Origin of the sequence: Embleya sp. AB8 (assembly GCF_049739465.1) — a bacterium.
Lineage (GTDB): Bacteria > Actinomycetota > Actinomycetes > Streptomycetales > Streptomycetaceae > Embleya.
The window spans coordinates 13,026-32,436 of sequence record NZ_JBMHHY010000011.1 but is presented as its reverse complement, the minus strand read 5'-3'; the positions used below and the strand labels follow the sequence as shown (position 1 = coordinate 32,436).

The 19,411-nt window shown below is 72.1% G+C and carries 13 protein-coding genes; 7 read left to right on the top strand and 6 right to left on the bottom strand.

Annotated elements, in window-relative coordinates:
- Positions 1-69 precede the first annotated feature (69 nt).
- Positions 70-981, bottom strand: a complete 912-nt coding sequence (locus ABIA38_RS17140) for an MBL fold metallo-hydrolase (protein ID WP_424639519.1) — start codon at positions 979-981, stop codon at positions 70-72.
- Positions 982-1,111: 130 nt separating this feature from the next.
- Between ABIA38_RS17140 and ABIA38_RS17135 the strand changes: the two genes are divergently transcribed.
- Positions 1,112-1,543, top strand: coding sequence for a MarR family winged helix-turn-helix transcriptional regulator (locus ABIA38_RS17135; protein WP_424639518.1), 432 nt, complete (start codon positions 1,112-1,114; stop codon positions 1,541-1,543).
- Between the two features lie 262 nt (positions 1,544-1,805).
- On the opposite strand, the gene ABIA38_RS17130 is transcribed toward ABIA38_RS17135, so the two are convergent.
- Complete coding sequence (locus ABIA38_RS17130) at positions 1,806-2,177, bottom strand: hypothetical protein (protein WP_424639517.1); 372 nt, start codon at positions 2,175-2,177, stop codon at positions 1,806-1,808.
- A gap of 577 nt (positions 2,178-2,754) precedes the next feature.
- Here ABIA38_RS17130 and ABIA38_RS17125 point away from each other — a divergent pair.
- From ABIA38_RS17125 to ABIA38_RS17115, 3 genes are read left to right on the top strand one after another with little or no spacing between them, the layout of a single operon-like run.
- Positions 2,755-4,041 (top strand): amidohydrolase family protein, encoded by a 1,287-nt coding sequence (locus ABIA38_RS17125; RefSeq protein WP_424639516.1) that lies wholly within the window; start codon positions 2,755-2,757, stop codon positions 4,039-4,041.
- Positions 4,038-5,558: a DHA2 family efflux MFS transporter permease subunit gene (locus tag ABIA38_RS17120; protein ID WP_424639515.1), complete on the top strand. Its 1,521-nt coding sequence runs from the start codon at positions 4,038-4,040 to the stop codon at positions 5,556-5,558. The genes ABIA38_RS17125 and ABIA38_RS17120 overlap by 4 nt, the downstream gene beginning before the upstream one ends.
- A 49-nt stretch (positions 5,559-5,607) precedes the next feature.
- Positions 5,608-8,544 (top strand): LuxR C-terminal-related transcriptional regulator, encoded by a 2,937-nt coding sequence (locus ABIA38_RS17115; protein WP_424639514.1) that lies wholly within the window; start codon positions 5,608-5,610, stop codon positions 8,542-8,544.
- Here the strand turns inward: ABIA38_RS17115 and ABIA38_RS17110 are convergent, their stop codons facing one another.
- From ABIA38_RS17110 to ABIA38_RS17095, 4 genes are all read right to left on the bottom strand, one after another.
- Positions 8,545-9,807, bottom strand: coding sequence for a cytochrome P450 (locus ABIA38_RS17110; RefSeq protein ID WP_424639513.1), 1,263 nt, complete (start codon positions 9,805-9,807; stop codon positions 8,545-8,547).
- Between the two features lie 76 nt (positions 9,808-9,883).
- The gene (locus ABIA38_RS17105) at positions 9,884-11,542 is read right to left on the bottom strand and encodes an FAD-dependent monooxygenase (protein ID WP_424639512.1); all 1,659 of its coding nucleotides are present in this window, start codon (positions 11,540-11,542) and stop codon (positions 9,884-9,886) included.
- A gap of 65 nt (positions 11,543-11,607) precedes the next feature.
- Positions 11,608-14,754: a ferritin-like domain-containing protein gene (locus tag ABIA38_RS17100; protein WP_424639511.1), complete on the bottom strand. Its 3,147-nt coding sequence runs from the start codon at positions 14,752-14,754 to the stop codon at positions 11,608-11,610.
- Positions 14,751-16,286, bottom strand: coding sequence for a flavin monoamine oxidase family protein (locus tag ABIA38_RS17095; protein WP_424639510.1), 1,536 nt, complete (start codon positions 16,284-16,286; stop codon positions 14,751-14,753). The genes ABIA38_RS17100 and ABIA38_RS17095 overlap by 4 nt, the downstream gene beginning before the upstream one ends.
- Positions 16,287-16,676: 390 nt before the next feature.
- Here ABIA38_RS17095 and ABIA38_RS17090 point away from each other — a divergent pair, with 390 nt between their 5' ends.
- The 3 genes from ABIA38_RS17090 to ABIA38_RS17080 all read left to right on the top strand — a co-directional run bounded on the left by ABIA38_RS17090 (position 16,677) and on the right by ABIA38_RS17080 (position 19,335).
- Positions 16,677-17,684, top strand: coding sequence for a methyltransferase (locus ABIA38_RS17090; protein ID WP_424639509.1), 1,008 nt, complete (start codon positions 16,677-16,679; stop codon positions 17,682-17,684).
- 3 nt (positions 17,685-17,687) lie between these two features.
- Positions 17,688-18,857 carry a tryptophan 2,3-dioxygenase family protein gene (locus ABIA38_RS17085; RefSeq protein WP_424639508.1) on the top strand — a complete coding sequence of 390 codons (1,170 nt, stop codon included), beginning with the start codon at positions 17,688-17,690 and terminating at the stop codon, positions 18,855-18,857.
- A 61-nt stretch (positions 18,858-18,918) separates the two neighbouring features.
- Positions 18,919-19,335 (top strand): GlcG/HbpS family heme-binding protein, encoded by a 417-nt coding sequence (locus tag ABIA38_RS17080; RefSeq protein WP_424639507.1) that lies wholly within the window; start codon positions 18,919-18,921, stop codon positions 19,333-19,335.
- Positions 19,336-19,411: the final 76 nt, after the last annotated feature.

The window sequence follows — 19,411 nt, the reverse complement described above, 5'->3', positions numbered from 1 at the left end:
TGTCTATCAATACTGAAAATGATTTTCAATACCGATTGCTCGTCGCCGCCTCCCGCGCGGCGGCCCGGATCAGGCGTCCAGCGGCTGCCAGGCGGGCCCCTCCCCCGACCGGACCCGGCCGAAGACCACGTCCGCGAAGTGCACGCCGAAGCCGATCGTGTCGGGCTCGGCCAGTTCGGCCACCAGTCGGCGACGGTGCTCGGCGGAGCGGGCGCGGTCGTGGTCGAAGGCCGCGGACCAGTCGGGGTGGTCGATCTGGATCGACGTGTGCAGGGCGTCGCCGAAGGCGATCAGGCGTCGTCCGCCTCCGGTGATGACGTATTCGGTGTGTCCGACCGTGTGGCCGGCGGCGACCCGGGCCCGCACGCCCGGGAAGACCTCCTCGCCGTCCGCCACCGTGCGCACGCGCGGCGCGAGGGCGGCGGCCTCCTCGGCCGTGCCGTACTCGGCCCACTCCGGCTCGCTCACCAGGTACTCGGCATGGCCGAACGCGGGCCGGTCGTCGCCCGGTGCCGGATGCCGGGCCCACCCGATGTGATCGACGTGCAGGTGGGTGAAGGCCACCGCCTCGATGTCCCGCGGCCGACGGCCCAGTTCGGCCAGGCTGTCCAGGAGCGCACCGCCGTGGATCGCACCGCGCGGGCCGTCCGGCGCGGGCGGCATCGACTGCGGCCCGAAGCCGGCGTCGATCAGCAGCGCCCGGTCTTCGTACTCGACCAGCAGGCCGCCGATGCTCGCCACGAGGTTGCCGCCCTCGGTCAGGAACTCGGGGTGGGCGGCCCATACTTCGTCGGTGCCGTCCGGGAGCAGGTCGCGCGCCCTGAGCTGCACGGCGCCGTCCGGTAGGTAGGTCACCTTCGTGTCCCCCAGCCGGATCGAGCGGATCCCCGCCTGCCGCCGCAGCCGCTCGCCCGGTTCGGCCTGCTCGCCCCGCCCGTCCGGCTCGGCCCGGCCGCCCTGCCCGTCCGCGAAGTTGGTCATGTCGGTTCTCCCCTGTCGAGGTCGGGTCGCCGTGTCGTCCCTCGCGGGGCGACCACGCCACGATATGCATCAAGCTAGAACCATGCAAGCTTCAACTATGCTGGCTTGATGCACTTGGTAGGGTGGGCGCATGACGACATCCCCGGACCCGCAGGTCATCGCCGAGCGGCAGGTGTGCGGCCTGGTGAGCGGGCTGGCCCAGCAGATCGCCGACCACGTCCGCGAACGTGCCCTCACCCTGGGCCTCACCGCGCCCCAGGCCACCGCACTGCGCGAGCTGTCCGGGCCGATGACCATGCGCGAGCTGGCCGAACGCATGAGCTGCGAGCCCTCCAACGCCACCTTCGTCGTCGACAAACTGGAGAAGCAGGGCCTGGTCGAACGCCGCGCCCACCCCACCGACCGCCGCGCCAGGCACCTGGTCCTCACCACCGAGGGCGCCGCCCTCCGCGGGCAACTCCTCGACCTGCTCGCCCAAAACTCACCGCTGGCCGCCCTGACCCCGCACCAACAGCGCGCCCTCCAGGACCTCCTCGAACAGGCCATCGTGGGGCGCCGGTAGGAACCACGGCAGCCCAGAGGCGGGGGCTCCGAAATCGGGCGCCCGCCCCGGGCACAACCCGCACAACACCCGGAAGGTGCGACGGACCCGGGGTGGACGCCCGACAACTCTCGCAGGTGCCACGCCCGTTCGAGGGACATTCACCCGAGCGGGTCGCGGTCTTTGCCGGCCGCCGGTCGGCCGCCGGCTTCCGCGTTCATGAACGGGCGTTGTGGTCAGCGCCCTTCGGTCGCGAGCCGGCCGGTACCGGACCCCGGAGCGGTCAGCAGTAGTTCCAGACGGACCAGACCGGAGCCCAGTTGCCGTGCGCGTCGCTGGAGGGCGCGCCCGGAGTGGTGTAGAGCCAATTTCCGTTCTTCCCGTACATACCTGTCGTGGTGCCGTTGGTCTGGTTGTTGTACCAGGAGCCGCCGCTGTTCAGCCCGTCGGGGATCTCCTGCCGGTAACAGTCCTTGTAGCGGAACGACAGGTTCTTGAAGTTGGCGCTCTTGTACCCACAGAAGTAGCCCTTGGGACAGTCCGCGGGCGCCGCGGCCAACTGCGGCTGCCCCGCGGCTGATTGCGGCTGCGCCGATGCGGCGGTCGTCGCCCCGACCAGGCCCCCCGCCACCAATCCGGTAGCGGCGATGCTCATGAAAATCTTGTTCTTGAGAGCCATTCGAAAGGTCCTCTCCCGAACACGCGCCGGCCTCGGTGACCGGCAGGCGCGAGTCTTTCGCGGCCGACGCTCGGCCGGTAGGTGCGTTTCCTGCCAAGTTTCCTGCCAAGGTCATGCTTCCGGCGCCCCTGCATCCGACCCCGACCCGGCCCGCCGGCAAAGTCGGGAATCGGCCCGTCGCCGCCGGTGCGATATTCCGTCCGCAGGTCGGATGTGAAAGCGGCGATCACCTCGGGATCGGTGGCGCGGCGCTTTTCGTCCATGCCGTGCCCACCGGGGATCGCATCGTCATTCGCTCGACGTAGTTGTCATACGATGTTGCTCTCATTTGAATGACTTCGCGCGGGAATCACCGCAGGTCCGTGGCACCCTCCGGCCACCCGGTCGACCTTGACGCATTCGAACCCGAGACCCTAACGTCGAATCGAATTGCTTTAACGTGGCGTAATCCTCGCCCACTTCGAATACCAATGCGCGAAACTCCCATTCCTCGAACGTGCGCGCGTTCATCCAGGCGACACACGCCCGCACCCGATCGACGGGAGCCTCCCCCATGAGGCAGGACACCGAACGCTCCGCCGAGCACGCCGACCCGATCGCCCTGGTCGACTGCGTCGTCGTCGACGGCACCGGCGCGCCGCCGCTGCGCCACGGCGTCGTCGTGCTCGAAGCCGGTCGCATCGCGGCCGTCGGCCCCCTCGGGAGCGTGCATATCCCCGAACGGGCACGCGTGTTGCGCTGCGACGGGCGCACCGCACTCCCGGGCATCATCGATTCGCACACCCACATCGAGCGGGACATCCCGCACGTCCTGCGGGCGTTCCTGCACGACGGCGTCACCAGCGTCGGCAACACCGGCTGCGGTCCCGACCTGGTCGCCCGCCTGCACGACGCCGGCCAAGCCCCGGACGCCGCCCGCGTGTTCGCCGCCGGCCCCGCCGTCACCGCGCCCGGCGGCTATCCGGTCATCCGCGGCGACGGGTCGGCCGCCCGCGGGGTCGCGTCGGTTGCGGAGGCCGAGGCCGCCGTCGACGAACTGGTGGCGCTCGGCGTCGACTTCGTGAAGATGGCGCAGGAGCCCTTCGACTTCGACTTCCACACCCCGGGGCACCTGCCGGTGCTGGCCCCCGCCGTGTTCACCGCCGCCGTGCGCCGCGCGGCCGGTCACGGCCTGCTGGTGCGCTCCCACGTGCACAACGTCACCCAGCTCGACCTCGCCCTCGACGCCGGCGTCACCTCCGTCGAACACCTGATCTTCCCGCTGCCCCCCGACGTGGGCTACGTCGAGCTCTACCGCGACGGCACCCTCGGCCCCGACGCGCTCCCCGGACTGCGCCGGCGGCTGGCCCGGATGGTCGACCAGGGCGTCTACCTGGTCCCCACCATCGGCAACGAACTCGCCAACATCCACGCCGGCTTGCCGAACTTCCCCGCCAACGGCCTGCGCGCCGTCGCGGAACTGATGGTGCACATCCTGGCCCGCTACGTCGACGCGGGCGGGCGGGTCGCGCTGGGCAGCGACTGGGTCGGCCGGCCCGGCTTCCCGATGGGGATGCCGCGCCGCGAGCTGCGCTACCTGCGCGCCGCCGGGATGACACCGTCCCAGATCATCGAGGCGAGCACCCGGCACGCGGCCATCGTCTGCGGCCGGGGCGACACGGTCGGGGTGCTGGCCCCCGGGCGAGCCGCGGATGTGATCGTCGTCGACGGCGACCCGTTGACCGACCTCGCGGCCCTGGACCACGTCCAGGTCGTGATCAAGGACGGCCGGCTCGTCCGCGCCGACGACGCGATCCCGACGCCGCCCCGGCCGCCGGTCCCCGTCGAACCTCCGCGATGAGCGGCGCCCCGCGGCCCGCCGGCGAGGCAGCCGCACCCGGCCCGCCGCCGCGCGTACCGTCCCCGTGGGCGACGCTGCTCGCGGTGTCCGTGGGCTCGTTCATGACGATCCTGGACGTCACCGTCGTCAACGTCGCCATCCGGGCCCTGCAACAGGAGTTCAACGCGTCGACGGCCGACGTGCAGTGGGTGGTCAGCGGCTACGCCCTGGCCCTGGGCGTCGCCACGCCGCTGGCCGGCGCGCTCGGCGACCGGTTCGGAACAAAGAAGGTCTATCTGATCTCGCTGGGCTGCTTCACCGTGGCCTCCCTGCTGTGCGGCCTGGCCCCCACCCTGCCGCTGCTGATCGCGGCCCGCGCCGTACAGGGCCTCGCCGGTGGCTTCGCCCTGCCCCTGGGCTCCGCGCGGTTGTTCACCGCGTTCCCGGAGGAGCGACGCGGCCTGGCGTTCGGCGTGTTCGGCGTCGTCCTGGTGTTCGCCCCCACGATCGGTCCGCTGGTGGGCGGCGCGTTCGTCGACGCGGGGCAGCGCAGCTGGATCTTCTTCGTCAACGTGCCCATCGGCCTGCTCGGCGTACTCCTGGGCAGCCGCTTCCTCACCGCCGACGGCCCACGTCCGACGCCGGCCCGCCGGATCGATCTGCCGAGTGTGGGCCTGGTCTGCGTGGGCTTCGGCGGACTGCTGTACGGCGCCGCCCGGTTGGGCTCGCATACCGGCTCCTCCGGCGGCATCGTCACCTGGGCGGCGTTCGCCGTCGGCGTGGTGGCGCTGATCGTGCTGGTCACCGGGCAACTCCGGGCCACGGCACCGCTGCTCGACCTGCGGCTGTATCGGGTGCGGACCTACGCCATCGGCAGCGCGATCAACGCGCTCGGGCAAGTGCCGTTCTTCGGCACGCAGTTCCTGTTGCCGCTGTCCATGCAGGTGATTCTCGGGATCGACGCGCTGGACGCGGGCCTGGCGCTGTTGCCGCTGGCCCTCGCCTCCGGGATCAGCGGGGTGTTGGCCGGTCGGGCCCGGGATCGATGGGGGCCGAAGTTGCCGCTCACCGCCGGGTTCCTGCTCCTGGCCGGCGGCATCGCGCTGCTCCAGGCATCGGCCGACAACCCCGAACCGGCGCACCTGGTCGGGCCGTTGCTGCTGGCCGGGGCCGGCGCGGGGGCGATCCCGCCGACCACGCAGGTCACCGCGCTCGGGGACGTCCCGCGCGCCGCCGTGGGCAACGGCACCGCGCTGCTCCAGGCCACCCAGCGGGTCAGCCAGGCGCTCGGCGTCGCCGTCCTGGCCACGATCGTCGCCCGCTCGGTGCCCGTGTCGGCGGAGGACCCCACGTTCCGTACCCACTACGCGGACGGCGTCGCCACCGCGTATGCGGTCGCCCTGTACACCGCCCTGCTCTGCGCCGCGCTCGCGATGTTCCTGCCGGGCCGCCGGCCCGGGTCGGGCAAGGAGTCCATACCGACCGCGAGTTCGGCAGGGGAGACGGCATCCGGGCCCGGGCGGCCGGCGGATCCGTGAGCACCGCCGGCGCGCCGGCCGGCGGATTCGGACGAACGGGGAACAGGCAATGCGGCAGGACCCGCCATCGATCGCGCGTGGCTCCGGTGTCGCCCCACCACGCCGGCCCGGACTGCCCGGCGCGGGTGGAGCGGCTGCGGCGGGCGACGACGAGCGGCCCGGGTCCCGGGATCTCGCCGAGCCCGGCGAGTGTACGCACACGTCGCCGCCGCCCCTGCGGGGCCGGGAGGCGCAGACGCGGCTGATCGGCCGGGCACTGGATCGGGCGCGGAACGCGCGGCGGGCCACGCAGGGGTGGATCGGCGGGCCGGGCGGGATCGGCAAGTCCCGCCTGCTGCTCGAGGCCGAACGGATGGCCGCGGCGCGCGGTTTCACCGTCGTCCGGCTGCGCAGCGACGAGTTCTCCCCGGTCGGCTCGCCCGGGTCGCTGCTCGAGGCCCTGTCGGAGCCGTCGGCCCCGGACGCACCGCGCGAGGGGCGCGGGGACGAGCAGCAGGTGCGGATCGGCTGGTCGGGCCTGTTGCGCAACCATCCCCGGCAAGCGCCGCTGCTGATCAGCTGCGACGAGGGTCGGCTCGCCGCCGCGCTGCCGGCGCTGCCGGCCCGGTTGCGGGACCACCCGCTGGTCTGGTTGGCGACGCGGCGCACCGAGTACGAGCCGGGGGGCGCCGCGCACCCGGCGTACGACCCGCCGGACGTGCTTGAGTTGCCGCTCGGGCCGTTGGCCGAGGAGGCCGTCGCGCAGATGTTCGCCGACTGCCTCGGCGGGACGCCCGACCTCGAACTGCGCACCCTGCTCGGCCTCGCCCAGGGCAATCCGCGCCGGCTGGTCGCGGTGATCCACCAACTGCGCGACCAGGGCGACGTCCGGGTGCAGGACAACATCGCCCGCGTGGTCACCAGGGCGGCGGCGGGCGCGTCGTCCGGTCCGGTGCCCGCGTGGTTGCGTGGGTTGCTGGCCGAGCGGTTGGCGACGTTGTCCCCGCAGACCCGGCTGCTGATGGAGGTCGCCACCGTGCTTGGGCCCTCGTGCCTGCCCGAGGACATCGCCGAGATGCTCGGCGAACCCGTCGGCGCGCTGCTGCCGCGGTTCCGCGAGGCGATCACCGCCGGCCTGGTGCGACGCGACACCGAGACCGTCACGTTTCGCCACGACCTGATGCGGCAGGCCCTGGTGGACGACATGCCGGGGGTGGTGCGCGGGGCGATGCACCGGCAGGCGTTGGGGATGTTGATCGAGCGCGGCCGTTCGCCGGCGTCGGTGGCCACCCATCTGATCCACGGCGCACATCGGGGCGACCCGACGATCGCGAGTCTGCTGTGCCGGGCCGCCGAGGAGTCGGTCCTGCACACCCCGGGTACCGCTGCCGAACTGGCGTTGCGCGGGCTTGAGTTGGTGCGGCCGGTGGTCGACGAGGCGCACGAGCCGCTGACCGTGGTCGCGGTGGAGGCGTGTGTACGGTCGGGCCGGTTGCCGCCGGCCGTGGTGTTGGCCGAGGAGGCGTTGACCCGGACGGCCGGTCCGGAGACCACCGCCCGGCTGCGCTACTGGTTGTCGACGGCTCTGCTGCTGCTCGGCCGCACGTCCGGGTCGCTGGCGATCGCCGAGGCGCTGGTCGCCGATCCCGACTCCCCCGCCCAGTTGCGCCGGCGGGCCGAACTCAACCGGCTGTCCGCGTGGTCGGTCCGGGACGGCCCGCAGGGTACGCGGCATGCCCGGCGGGCGTTGCGCGAGGTCGGCGAGCGCGACCGGGACGGCGAGCCGGACATCCGCGCGGGGATCACCACCTCGCTTGCGGTGATGCGCTGGCGGGCCGGGCATCTGGACGAGGCGCTGGCCCTGTGCCGGAAGGCGGTCGAGCTGGCGGACGGGGGGTCCGTCGTCGAGTGGCACACCGATCCGCGGCCGATCCAGGCGGCGATACTCGCCCACGTGGGCCGGTTCGGCGAGGCCGAGACCACCCTGGGGCCGGTGCCGCGATCGGTCGGGTTCGTCGCGGACGCGGTGCCCGGGTTGGTCCGGGCGCGGGTCGCCCTCGCCGACGGCAGGTTGGACGACGCGCGGCGCGAGGCCGCCGCGGGGCTCGCGGTCGCGGAGCGGTCCGGGGCGCGGGTGTTGATGCCCGCGGCCTGGATGGTGCTGGCCACGGTGGCCCGCCATCGCGGCGAGACGGCCGACGTCGGGGACTACGCGGGCCGGTTGCGCGACGCGTTGCCGGACGACCGGGGGCGGGTGTACACCGCCGCCGCGGCGTGGTTCGAGGCACAGTCGGCGGTGGCCGGCGGGGACCCGCCCGGGGTCGAGCGCGCGGTCGAGGAGTTGTGGGCGAACGAGGCGGGCCGCCGGGGATTGGCCATCGAGGAGCCGGACTTCGCGCCCTGGCTGGTCCGGCTGTTGCTGGCCCGGGGCGATCGGGCCCGGGCCGTGGTGGTGGGCGAGGCGGCGGAGCGGCTGGCGCACCTCAGCCCGGGATTGCCGGTGGTGCGGGCCGCCGCCGAGCATGCCCGCGGTCTGCTGACCGGCGACGCGGAGGCGTTGGAGGCCGCCGCCGGGAGCCATCGGGACGCGTGGGCCCGGGCGTCGGCCGCCGAGGATCTGGGGGCGCTGCTGGTGAACGCCAACCGGGCCCGGGCCGTTCGCACCCTGGAGGGCGCGCTCGCGCTCTACCGGCAGGTGGGCGCCGAGGGCGACGCGGCGCGGGTGCGCCGCCGGCTGCGGGCCATCGGGGTGCGCCGCCGGCACTGGACGCACGCCGACCAGCCCGGGACCGGCTGGGCGAGCCTGACCCACACCGAGCGCACCGTGGCCGAGCATGTGCTCCAGGGCTTGACCAATCGTCAGGTGGCCGGGCGGATGTTCCTGTCGCCGCATACGGTCGCCTTCCATCTGCGGCAGATCTTCCGCAAGCTCGGGGTGCATTCCCGCCTGGAACTGGCCCGGTTCGCCCGGGACGTCGGGCCGGGCCCGGGTGCCGGGGATGGGTGATCACTGTGCGGTGCGCAGCAACACCCGCGCCGGGCCGTGGAAGATGAGATCGTCCGGGTAGGGCACCGGATCGTCGGTGCGCACGACGTCGGGGAGGAATTCCAGGAGTGCGCCGAGTCCGATCTCCACCTCGGCCCGCGCGAGTGCGGCGCCCAGGCAGTAGTGGATGCCCAGGCCGAACCCCAGATGCCGATCGGGGGCGCGACTCACGTCCAGCAGGTCGGGGTCGGTGAAGCGGCGGGGGTCACGATTGGCCGATCCCAGGACCACCACCACCCTGGCCCCGCCGCGGATGTCGGATCCGCCGAGCGAGACGTCGCGGTAGGCCCAGCGGCTCAGCGTCTGGACCGGCGAGTCGAAGCGTACGAGTTCGTCGACGGCGGCCGTGGGCAGGGGTCGCGACGCGCGCAATCCGGCGAGCGTGTCGGGTCGTTCGAGCAGGGCCAGGACGGACTTGGTGAGGGCGTGGGTGGTGGTCTCGTGCCCGGCGGTGAGCAGGTGCACGCAGTTCGAGGCGATCTCGTCGTCGCTCAGCGGCCCGCTCTCCCGCGGTCCGCGCACCAGGAGCGAGATCAGGTCGTCCCCGGTGCCGCCGCGCCGCAGGTCGGCCAACTCGCGGAAGAAGGCGGCCAGATCGGCGGCGGCGGTGTCGGCGCGGGCGTAGCCGCCGTGCCCGCCGCCGCGCGCGCTGCTCGCCTCCTGGAGTCGCAGTGAGCGTTCCCGCAACCAGGCGCGGTGGCGCCGGGGCACGCCGAGCAGTTCGCACACCACCATGACCGGATAGGGTGCGGCGAACTCCTCGACCAGGTCCACCACATCCGCCCGGCGCAGGCCCACGATCAGCTCGTCGGCGATCTCCCGCATCCGTTCGCGCAGCCCGACCACCGCCCTGGGGGTGAACTCCCGGCTGAGCAGGGACCGTACGGTGGTGTGTCGGGGTGGGTCCAGGAACACGAGCCAGTTGCGGATCATCGTGTCGAGGGCGTGGTATCGGCTCATCGGCGCCGCCCTCGGAAGCCGGGCGGGGTCTGCTCCGGGCGACGCCGCGGCGACGTCCGCGTTGCGCCCGAACCTGGGGTCGGCGAGCACCTTGACGACCTCGTCGTAGCCGAAGACGTAGTGCGTGTCGGGCTCCCCCGGCGGCCCCGGCACGCGGTGCACCGGGGCCCTCTCCCGGTAGCGCCGGTAGACGGGGTAGGGGTCGGCGAGGTCGGCGGCGGGCCAGCCGCGCAGGCCGAACGGTGGCAGGTCTTCGTCGGGCATCGTGTCCTGTCCTGTCCTGTCCTGTCGGTCGTCCGGATGGCTGCGCCGATGGGTGCGCCGATGCGTGCCCGGGGGCTCAGCCGGCTCCGCGCACGGTGTCCGCGAGGGCGCCGGGGTCGGTCGGCAGTTCCCGGCCGCGCCAGGCCACGTGTCCGTCCGGGCGGACCAGTACGAAGGGCCGTTTGTAGGCGTCGGCGACCGCGGGGTTCTCGCTCACCGTCACGGTCAACGGCACGCGGCGGTCGGCGAAGGCCCGTTCGTATCCGTCGTGGCGCGGGTCGCCCGGGTGGTCGCCGGGTGCACGGTCGGGCTCGGCGCCGGTGGCGCCGCCGGGTTCGGGCAGGCACAGCAGGCGGAAGCCGTCCCCGAACAGGTCGAGGGTGGAGACCCCGGGCTTGACCCAGGCGTGCGGGGCGCGTGATCCCGGCCTGCTGTTGGGCTGTTCGGTGCTCTCGTCGACCGGCGGCGGGTCGGCGTCGGGGACCACGATCGGGGACGTGTAGCGGTATCCCATGTGGATCAGCGGGGCATCGAACTCCTTGCGGATCCCGCTGCGTTCGAGTTGTTCGGCCATCTCGATCCGGGCCCGCTCGCCGGCCGGGGAGTCGTCGTGCAGGTCCTCGGGGATGGTGCGGTTCATGGTGCGGACCAGATTGCGGTTGGCCTCCTCGACGGCCTCCTCCGCGACCGGGCGGCGTTCGGTGCGGTAGGTGTCCAGGAGGGCGGGCCCGGCCCAGCCCGCGAGTTCGGCCGCGAGTTTCCAGCCCAGGTCGGCGGCGGCGGCGATGCCGGTGTTCATCCCGAACCCGCCGGACGGGGACAGTGTGTGGGCGGCGTCGCCGAGCAGGAAGACCCGGCCGCTGCGGAACTCCTCCGCGACCCGGTGGGTCAGGTGCCATTCGTGATCGGACAACACCTCGATGGGCGTCTCGACGGCCACTGCCCGACGGATCAGGTTGAGCGCGAGTTGCCCGGCCTCCGAGCCGCCGTCCATCCGCACGGACAGCCGGAACAGCCCGCGCCCGTCCATCGCCCGCATCGGGAAGCGCAGCGAGTTGGACAGCAGCAGGAAGTAGAACAGCGCTTTGTCGGGGCCCAGTTGCCGACCCAGCTCGGGGGCGCGGAAGAGGATGTTGCGGAACACCTGGGTGGGGTGCCGGGCCGGGGCGGCGATGCCGCACCACTTGCGGATCGGCGAGGAGGCGCCGTCGCAGGCCACCAGGTAGCGGGCCCGGATCGCCCGGACCGCCCCGCTGTCCAGGTCGGTGACCAGGGCGGTGACCCCGTCCGCGTCCTGGGTGAAGCCGTCCAGCCGCCGGCTCAGGCGCAGCGGGCCGTGCGGGTGACGGCCCACCGCGTCGGCCAGGAGCGGTGCGAGCCAGTGTTGCGGGCAGATCTCGTCCGGCTCCGGGGTGTGCCGGAAGGGCCGTCGGGTCTCGCTGGTGCCGACCGGCAGTCGGTAGACCTCGTGTCCGCCGACCCGGGTGACCCAGACGCTGTCGAGGGTGTGGTCGCGTGGCCAGCCGGCCGCGCGGATCCGGTCGGCGACGCCCCAGCGGCGGAAGAACTCCATGGATCTGGGGCCGATGTTGCTCACCTTGGGGTGGGTCACCGATCCGTCGCTCGCCTCGACCACGATGTGGTCCACGGCGCGCGATCCCAGGTCCAGGGCCAGGGCCAGGCCGACCGGGCCGGCGCCGACCACGAGTACGTCGGTCTGCTCCACGGGGTTCATCCGTGCCGCCTTTCGTCGAGATGTGGGGTGCTGCGGGGGTGCTGCGGGGGTGCTGCGAACTGCCGTCAGTGCGCGCGGAATCGGTCCGCGAGGAAGGCGAACGTCTCCCCCACCCGGTCCGGGACCAGCGGCAACCGCCGGGCATCCCCGGCCAGTTCCGTGCAGCGCGCGGCGAACACCCGGCGCGCCACCTCCGGGTGGGCGATCGGTTGTGGGGCCGTGCCCAGGGCGAACGGGGCACCGGCGGTGCGGCCGGGCATCCCGGACGGCAATACCGCAAGGAGTTCGGCGAGCGGCTGGAGTGCGCCGTTCATCACGTCGATCGAGACGTTCATCAGCTCCGAGCGGCGCAGGCTCGCGGTCGGGGCTTCGCCGAAGTGCTGGACCATCAGCTGGGCCATCATCCGGTAGGCGTCGTTGCACAGTCGGGCGACCCGGCGGGCCGTCGGCTCGGTGATCACCTGTCGGTTCCCGGTGCCCTCGGCCAGGGTCGGGTTGCGCAACACCGGATAGGCGACGTCGGGGGCGGGCCGGCGGCCGGGGGGTCGGTTCAGCCGCATCGTCATCAGCAGGTCCGAGATCCGCTCGAAGGCGTCGAAGTGCGATTCCTCGGCGGCGGGTTCCCGCGCCGGGTCGAGGACGCGGCCCTCGCCCTGTTCGGTGACGAAGTCGATCGCGAACAGCGCGCTGGACAGGTCGTCGACCCGGAGTTGGTAGTCGGGGTGCGCGGTGTTGACCGACTCCCGCAGGAACACGTGGTGTTCGCCGCCGCCCTGCCCCCGGTCGAGCACGAACAGGTCGGGGATGCGGACGAGGGCGGCGCGCACGTCGGCGTACAGTCCGCTCAACGAGGTGTACGGGTACGTGTGGCCGCCTCGGGTCGTACTCGTGCGGCCCTCGTCGCCGTACGCCACCTCCTCCCGGAGTCGTTCCGGCCGCTCGATCGTGATGAACCGCTGGACGCCGGCGACGTCGAGCGCTTCCAACGCGAAGTCCAGCGGTACCAGCAGTTCGCACTCCAGGCGGGCGAAGTCGATCGCGGGGAAGTGGAACGGCTCGCCGAGCGCGGCCAGGATGTTGTTGACGACCAGGAAGTGGATCATCTCCTCGCGGGCCACCCGCAACAACGTGCTGCGGATCCCGTCGTCGAGCGTCTCCCCACCGTCCCCGCACACCACCCGCAATCGCTCCGGCGTCCACACCTGCCGGCGGACGTACTCGAGGCCGGCGCCGTACAGCGGTAACGAGTAGGCGGCGTACAGGTATTGCAGCGTGACGGCCAGCTCGATCAGCGCCGCGTGCCGCAGCGTCGACACCAGTTGCGCACGTGTCGCGATCACCGGCCTCGGGCGGGTCCAAACCGGCGCGGCGGTCAATACCCGGTCCGGGGTGCCCCGGGCCCGCAGGTAGGCCAGCAGCAGCCGGGCCTGGGGCGCCGACAACTCGCGCGTCGGCGGCATGTAGTACGTCTTCGCCTTGTTCCTCGGGTCGGACATCTGCCAGATCAGCCGGACGTAGGTGTCCACCCGGAACCGGTCCGCCATGCTGAAGACTTCGTCCTTCATGAAGGAGAACGCAAGTTCGTAGAAGGCGAAGATCTCCGTGTAGACGAGTTCGAAGGACACCCCCTCGGGCGGCAGCGCGTCCAGTCGCCGGTCGTCGGGCAGGATCCGCACCGACACCTCCCCGGCGCCGGCCCAGTAGCCCAATCGGTCGTCGTTGTCGTATCCGACGGCAGCGGATCCGGGCGCGGACGGATCGACGGGTGGCGCGACCCCGGGCGGGGTCAGCAGGATGCGCGCACAGCCGGGCCGGGCGCCGCGCACCTCGAAGGTGCCTCGGCCCCGGTCGTCGGTGCGGATGACGCACTCGGATCGCCATCCGCAGTCCCGGTCGGGGCGCACCCGCACGATGTCGAGGTCTGTACAGAGTGCCTCGGGCGAGCGGGCCGCCTGGTCCCGGGGCAGCGCGCGCGGGTTGAAGAACTGCCGGATCTGAACGGCGTCGACGGGTCCGGGGCGACCCCGGATCAGCGATCGCACCACGACGCGCGTCTGCGGGTCGTCGTCGGGATGATCCAGGATCAGGCACGCGTCGTCCGTCTGGACGTTGACCTCCCGCTCGCGCCACACCGGGGCCCCGGTGCCGGCGTACCGGATCAGCAGCGCCTCGTGTTCGGCGGCGGCCGACCCGGGCCGACGCGGTACCACCACTACGCCGGCCGTCTCGGCGCCGGCGGCGTCCCGGGGCAGTTCGGCGACCGGGCGATCCCCGTGCGCCGTGCGCAACTCCCAGTCCTCGTCGCGCCGTTGCCCGGCCGCGCCGACCAGGTTGAAGGTGACGTGCGTCGGGTCCACGGCGACGGTCAGCGGGCGGGCCGCCGCCGGCCCGGCCGCGGTGAGCAGGCGCCCCGCCGGATAGGAGCGAAGTTCGTCCCCACGCCACGGCGCGATCGTTCCGTGGAGTCGCCATGGCGTGGGGTGTTCGGGGACCGGCGGCGCCGAGCTGCGCCAGAGCGCGAACTGCACGACCAGGCCATGCACTTCGTCGGCCGCCAGTACCTCGCGCAGGTGCTCCACGACCGGTGACCCGGGCCGCTGCGCCGGCCAGTGCAGCGACGCGTCGCCGGCGACCACGAACTGATGCACCGTCGACAGCGGCAGCCGCGACGCCGCCGCACCGGTGCCGTCGGGCGGCGGCGCCGCGAACTCCTGCCAGCGCGGCGGCTGGAACCCCTCCACGTCACCCGTGAACAGGTATCCGACGTCGTGCGAGCGGCCCAGTCGGCCGACCGCCAACTGCCCGATCATCAGCGTGGTGGTCCAGTTGGACGACGGATCGACATCGAAGACTCGGGCCCGGTTGGCGGTGGTGGCGAAGTACGCGTTGTAGTGGCCCCACATGTCCACGCTGCGCCCGATCACCGGATCGCCGACGAGCAGCACCCCCGGACGCCGCTCGGCGCCGACGACCACCGCATCCACCGTGAAGTGCCCGTTGCCGCCGAAGTTCGCCCCCGCGCCGGCGTCCGGACCCAGTGCGCGCAGGATCTCGTGATACTCGACGGCGGGCCGGTCGGTGGGGAACGGCCGTCCGTCGGGGGTCAGCGCGGTGTTCGTGGCCAGGTCGACCAGGCCGCTGCGCGGTCCGGTGGGCAGTTGGGTGGTGGCGGTGCCGGCGAAGTGCAGCCGGGGGAGGTCGAATACGCTCATGCGGGTTCCTCCGACACGGCGTATTCGTCGGCGGTGACCGGCGCGTCCGCACCGGGCTCGTGGTATTCGATCTCGCGGACCGCGTTGTCCGCCGACTCGATCGCGCCCTCGATCCAGGCCGGATGGGTCGAGCAGTGTTCCCCGGCGAAGAACAACCGCCCCTGCCGGCGGGCCGCCGAGCGGCGTTCGCTCTCGCACGTCGCGATGTCCTTGCCCCAGCGGACCGCCGCCGCCCCCATGCTCGACGGCGCGTCGCCCCAGACCTGGTCGGCCACCCCCAGAATCATCCCCGGCTGCCGCAACTGCGGGTGTACGGCCGAGACTTCGTCCAGCACCACGGCCAGCCGCGCGGATCGGGTCAGCCCGCCGAGCACGTCCGCGTCCTCCCCGATCGCATAGCTCGCCATCAGCGCCGCACCAAGCCGGGGATCGCCCTCCACCGGCGGGTAGTACGTCTGCCGGACCAGTCCGCCGGTGAAGGACGCGCCGCCGGTGATGCCCTCCCGCTCCCAGAACGCCTCGCGGCAGTGGAAGGAGACCTTCGTGGCGGACCAGTACTTCATGTCGTGCACGATCGCCGACTTCTCCGCGTCGAATCCCACCAGATCCATCCCGCGCAGTACCGAGAACGGCACCGTGCACAAGACGTAGTCGCAGCTCTTGGTGACCGTCCCGAAGCCGCGCCGCACCCGCAGCGACACCTCGCGCTCCCCGGTCTCGATCCCCACCACCTCCTGGCCGCGCCGGATCGGCCCCCGCACCCGATCACGCAGCCGATGCACGAGCTGATCCATCCCACCGCGCAGCCGGATCAGCCGGGTGCTGGTCTCGCTGACGATGTCCTCGACGAACCGGTACAGGCGACCCGTGCAACCTGCCTGGATCTGCGGATGGTGGGCGAACAGCGCATGCAGATCGATACGATCGCGCGCCGCGCCGTACACGAACGGCGACAGGTCGATCCCGTCCACCAGCCTGAGCATCTCGTGATCGAGGCCGTCGCTGATGCTCTCCCGGAACCGCCCCGGTGCGATCGCATTGACCCGCACCGCGAGCCAGGCACCGAACAACACCGTGGCGTCGTCGTACTCCTCGCACTCGCCCTCCGGCAGTCGGCGGCGCAGCTCCGCCACCAGCGTGCGGGAGGCGTCCCGGATCCGCTGATGCCCGGATCCGGTCTCCAGGTAGGCGTTCTCGTCCTGGAACAGCGTGGTGAACTCCCGCACCCGGTCCGCGAGACCGAGTTCCCCGATGCAGCGCATGGTGCGCCGATGGGTGATCGGCACCCGCATCGCACCGAGTTCGACCGAGGGGCCCGGCTGCCCGGGCAGAAATCTATGCGTTCGGACTCGTCCCCCCAACTCCAGTCGCCCCTCCAGTACTTCGACGCTGTGCCCGCGTCGTTCGAGTTCGTACGCGGCCACGAGCCCGGATATGCCGGCGCCGATCACGGTGATCCGCTTCCGCTGTCGGCGGACCTGAGGGGGAAATGGCAGTGCGGAGTCGGCGCTGTGCGGAGGTGGCTTCAACATGTCGCCTCGCCCTTCCTCGGGACTGGTACTTCGGGCCGGTACTTCCTCGGTGGATTCGGCGCCAATTGTGTACAGCCGAAATCCGCGACCACATCCCCGAAACGAACGGGGCGGCGGGTGGCGAAAAGCCCGGCCGGACCCGGGAATCCACGACGACGGCCCGGTCACCCCGCATGTTCGGACGGTTTTCGATCGGTGCCGCGATCACGCGCGGAAGACGGGGACATGCTGGGGACCCGGTCGACGAAAGTCGGCCACCGGACGCGTGTTCGTGACGCGTTCGGATCGTGACTCGTGGGATTTCGACGCTCCGGCCGAATCCGGACGCTCCGACGGAATCCGGGAAAGGGAACAGCTGTGGGAAACCCATCACTCGGCGGACCCGAGGCCATGCCCGAACCCCTGGAGCGGGCGATATTCGGCATGTACGCCACCCACGCCGTGCATCTGGCCGACCGCCACGGGGTATTCGCGTTCCTGATCGCCCACGGCCCGAGCCGCATCGGGAAGATCGCCGCCGCCACCGGGACGGACGAGGAGACCCTCGGCCGACTACTCGTCGCGCTGTGCGCGTTCGGCGTCGTGGCGGAGGGCGGGAGCGGCGAATACCGGGTGCCGGCGCGGTCCGTCCCCTACCTGGACCGCACCGACTCGCGCTACACCGGCGCGTTCGTCAGCCACCTGATCGGCAGTACCGCCGACCGCATGTCGTACCTGGACGCCTATCTCGTACACGGGAAGGCCCGGGTCGACGTCGATCTGCCCGACCCCTTCGAAACCATCTACACCGACGAGGAATCGGTCACCGCGTTCCTGGCCGCCATGTGGCAGCTGAGCTTCGACGTCTCCGGGGAACTCGCCGACCTGGCCGAACTGGGCGCCGTCGAGCACCTGGTGGACGTCGGCGGCGCCAACGGACCGTTCTCCGTGGCCGCGTTGTTGCGCACACCCACCCTGCGGGCCACCGTCTTCGATCTGCCCCAGGTCGGCCCGCACCTGCACCGGACCCGGGACGCCTACGAGTTCGGCGATCGGCTCGCGTTCGTGTCCGGCGACTTCTTCTACGACGAACTCCCCGAGGGGGACTGCGTGGCGTTCGGCTACGTGCTCTCCGACTGGGACGACGACACGTGCCTGGACCTGCTGCGCAAGGCGCACACCGCATGCCGGCCCGGCGGCCGGGTGCTGGTCATGGATCGACTCTTCGACGGCCACCATCATCCGCTCGCCACCGCGGTGATGAACCTGTCCATGCATGTGGAGACCCGCGGCCGGCACCGCACCGCCGAGGAATATGTCGGGCTGCTGCGCGCGGCGGGCTTCGTCGACTGCGAGGTACGCCGCTCCACCCGGGAGAAGCACCTCGTCCTCGGCCGCTCGGCATCCCAGGGAGGTTGACCCATGTGCGGAATGCCCCCCGCCGCGCGCCTGCCCGACGACGCCGAGGACATGGTCCGGATGCAGGGCGCGCGCGGCCGGGCCGGCCTGACGGAGGCGGTCCGCAACCGACTCGCGACCCGACACGACGACACCACGCTCGGCGCCGGCAGTGGTCCGGAGCAGGAGATCGTCCGGTTGTTGACCCGCCCGTTCAGCCGCAAGGAGCAGATCCCGGAGTACTACCGCTACACCAGCCTGCACGTCTACGACTGGTTCCTGGCCCACTACCCGGACGATCCGATCGCGGCCGGGATCGTCGCCATCCAGGCGACCGTGGCCGATCTGACCGCCCGGGAGGCGGCGCGCGCGGAGCAGCCCGGCGAGGCCGCGCCCTATCTTCCGGAACGCCTGGACCGGCTGCGGCAGTTGGTCGCCCGACTGGACGAGGTCGTGGTCGACCCGGTGGGTCCGCTGCGCGGCGCGGACCTTCGGGAAAGGGCGAAAAACGACGCGACGTTGCGTTGGCGGTTGTTTGTGCTCACCCGCTGCACCGCATTCCCGCAATCCGCCGACGCCAATGAACATATCTTCCTAAGATCCGTGCATTCCTGTGAACTCGGGTTCTATCTCGTGCGTTGGGCGGCCTGTCGGGCGATCACCGCGATCATGGCCGGGGATCACCCGACGGCGGCTTTCCGGATCGAGCAGGTAGGCGCCTGCTCGGAACTCCTCAACGCCGTCTTCCACACCCTCAAGACCCTCTCCCCCGAACAGTTCATGGCATTTCGCGAGGCGACCGGAGCGGCCAGCGCCGTCCAATCCCTCAACTTCCATCTCGCGGAACTGGCGCTGTTCGGATACGACCCGCGAAAATTCGAGGTCTTCTCTCGGTTCGGTCACCTGCGGATGCTCAACGATCCGCCGTATCGTGATCATCGACCGCTGCGCGCGGCGGTCGCCGATTCCGCGAGTCCGGAGCTGACGACGGCGTTCGACGCGGTGGAGCGGTCGCTGCTGAACTGGCGAGGCCGCCACTACGGGTTCGGCCGCCTGTATCTGCCCCGCCAACTCAAGGGATCCGGCGGCACCGAAGGTGCCGGATACCTCAAGACATTCGTGAACAAGGACAGTTGCCTGCCCGGCGAACCGGGCCCGGTCCACGAGGCCATGCTCCGCTTCGCCGCGCGGTAGCGCCGCCGTACGCATCCCTCCCGAACACCTACCTTCCCGAACACGTACAGGAGACCCATCAGTGACCACCACCACCCCGATCCTGCCCGCCGCGACCGCCCGCCGCGTGCTTGACGCCGCGCTCGCCAAGGCGGCCGAACTGGGCGTCGCGGTCGCCGTCGCCGTCGTCGACGCGGGCGGCAACCTGCAGACCGCGGCCCGGATGGACGGCGCCACCTTCTGGTCCACCACCGTCGCCACCCACAAGGCGGTCACCGCCGCCGGGCTCGGGGTCCCGACCGCCGTGTTCGGGCAGTTCGCCGCGCAGGATCCGATCCTGCTGGCCACGATGGCCGCGCAACCCGGCTTCGCGCTGCTCCCCGGCGGCATCCCGATCGTGATCGACGGGACCATCGCCGCCGCGATCGGTGTGGCCGGCGGCACCAAGGGCGAGGACCAGCCGATCGCCGAGGCGGGCGTGGCGGCGGCCCAGGGCTGAGGCCGCCGGCCCGGGCTCGGCACGCCCGACCCGAGACCACCCAGCCCGAGACCACCCAGCCCGAGACCACCGAGCC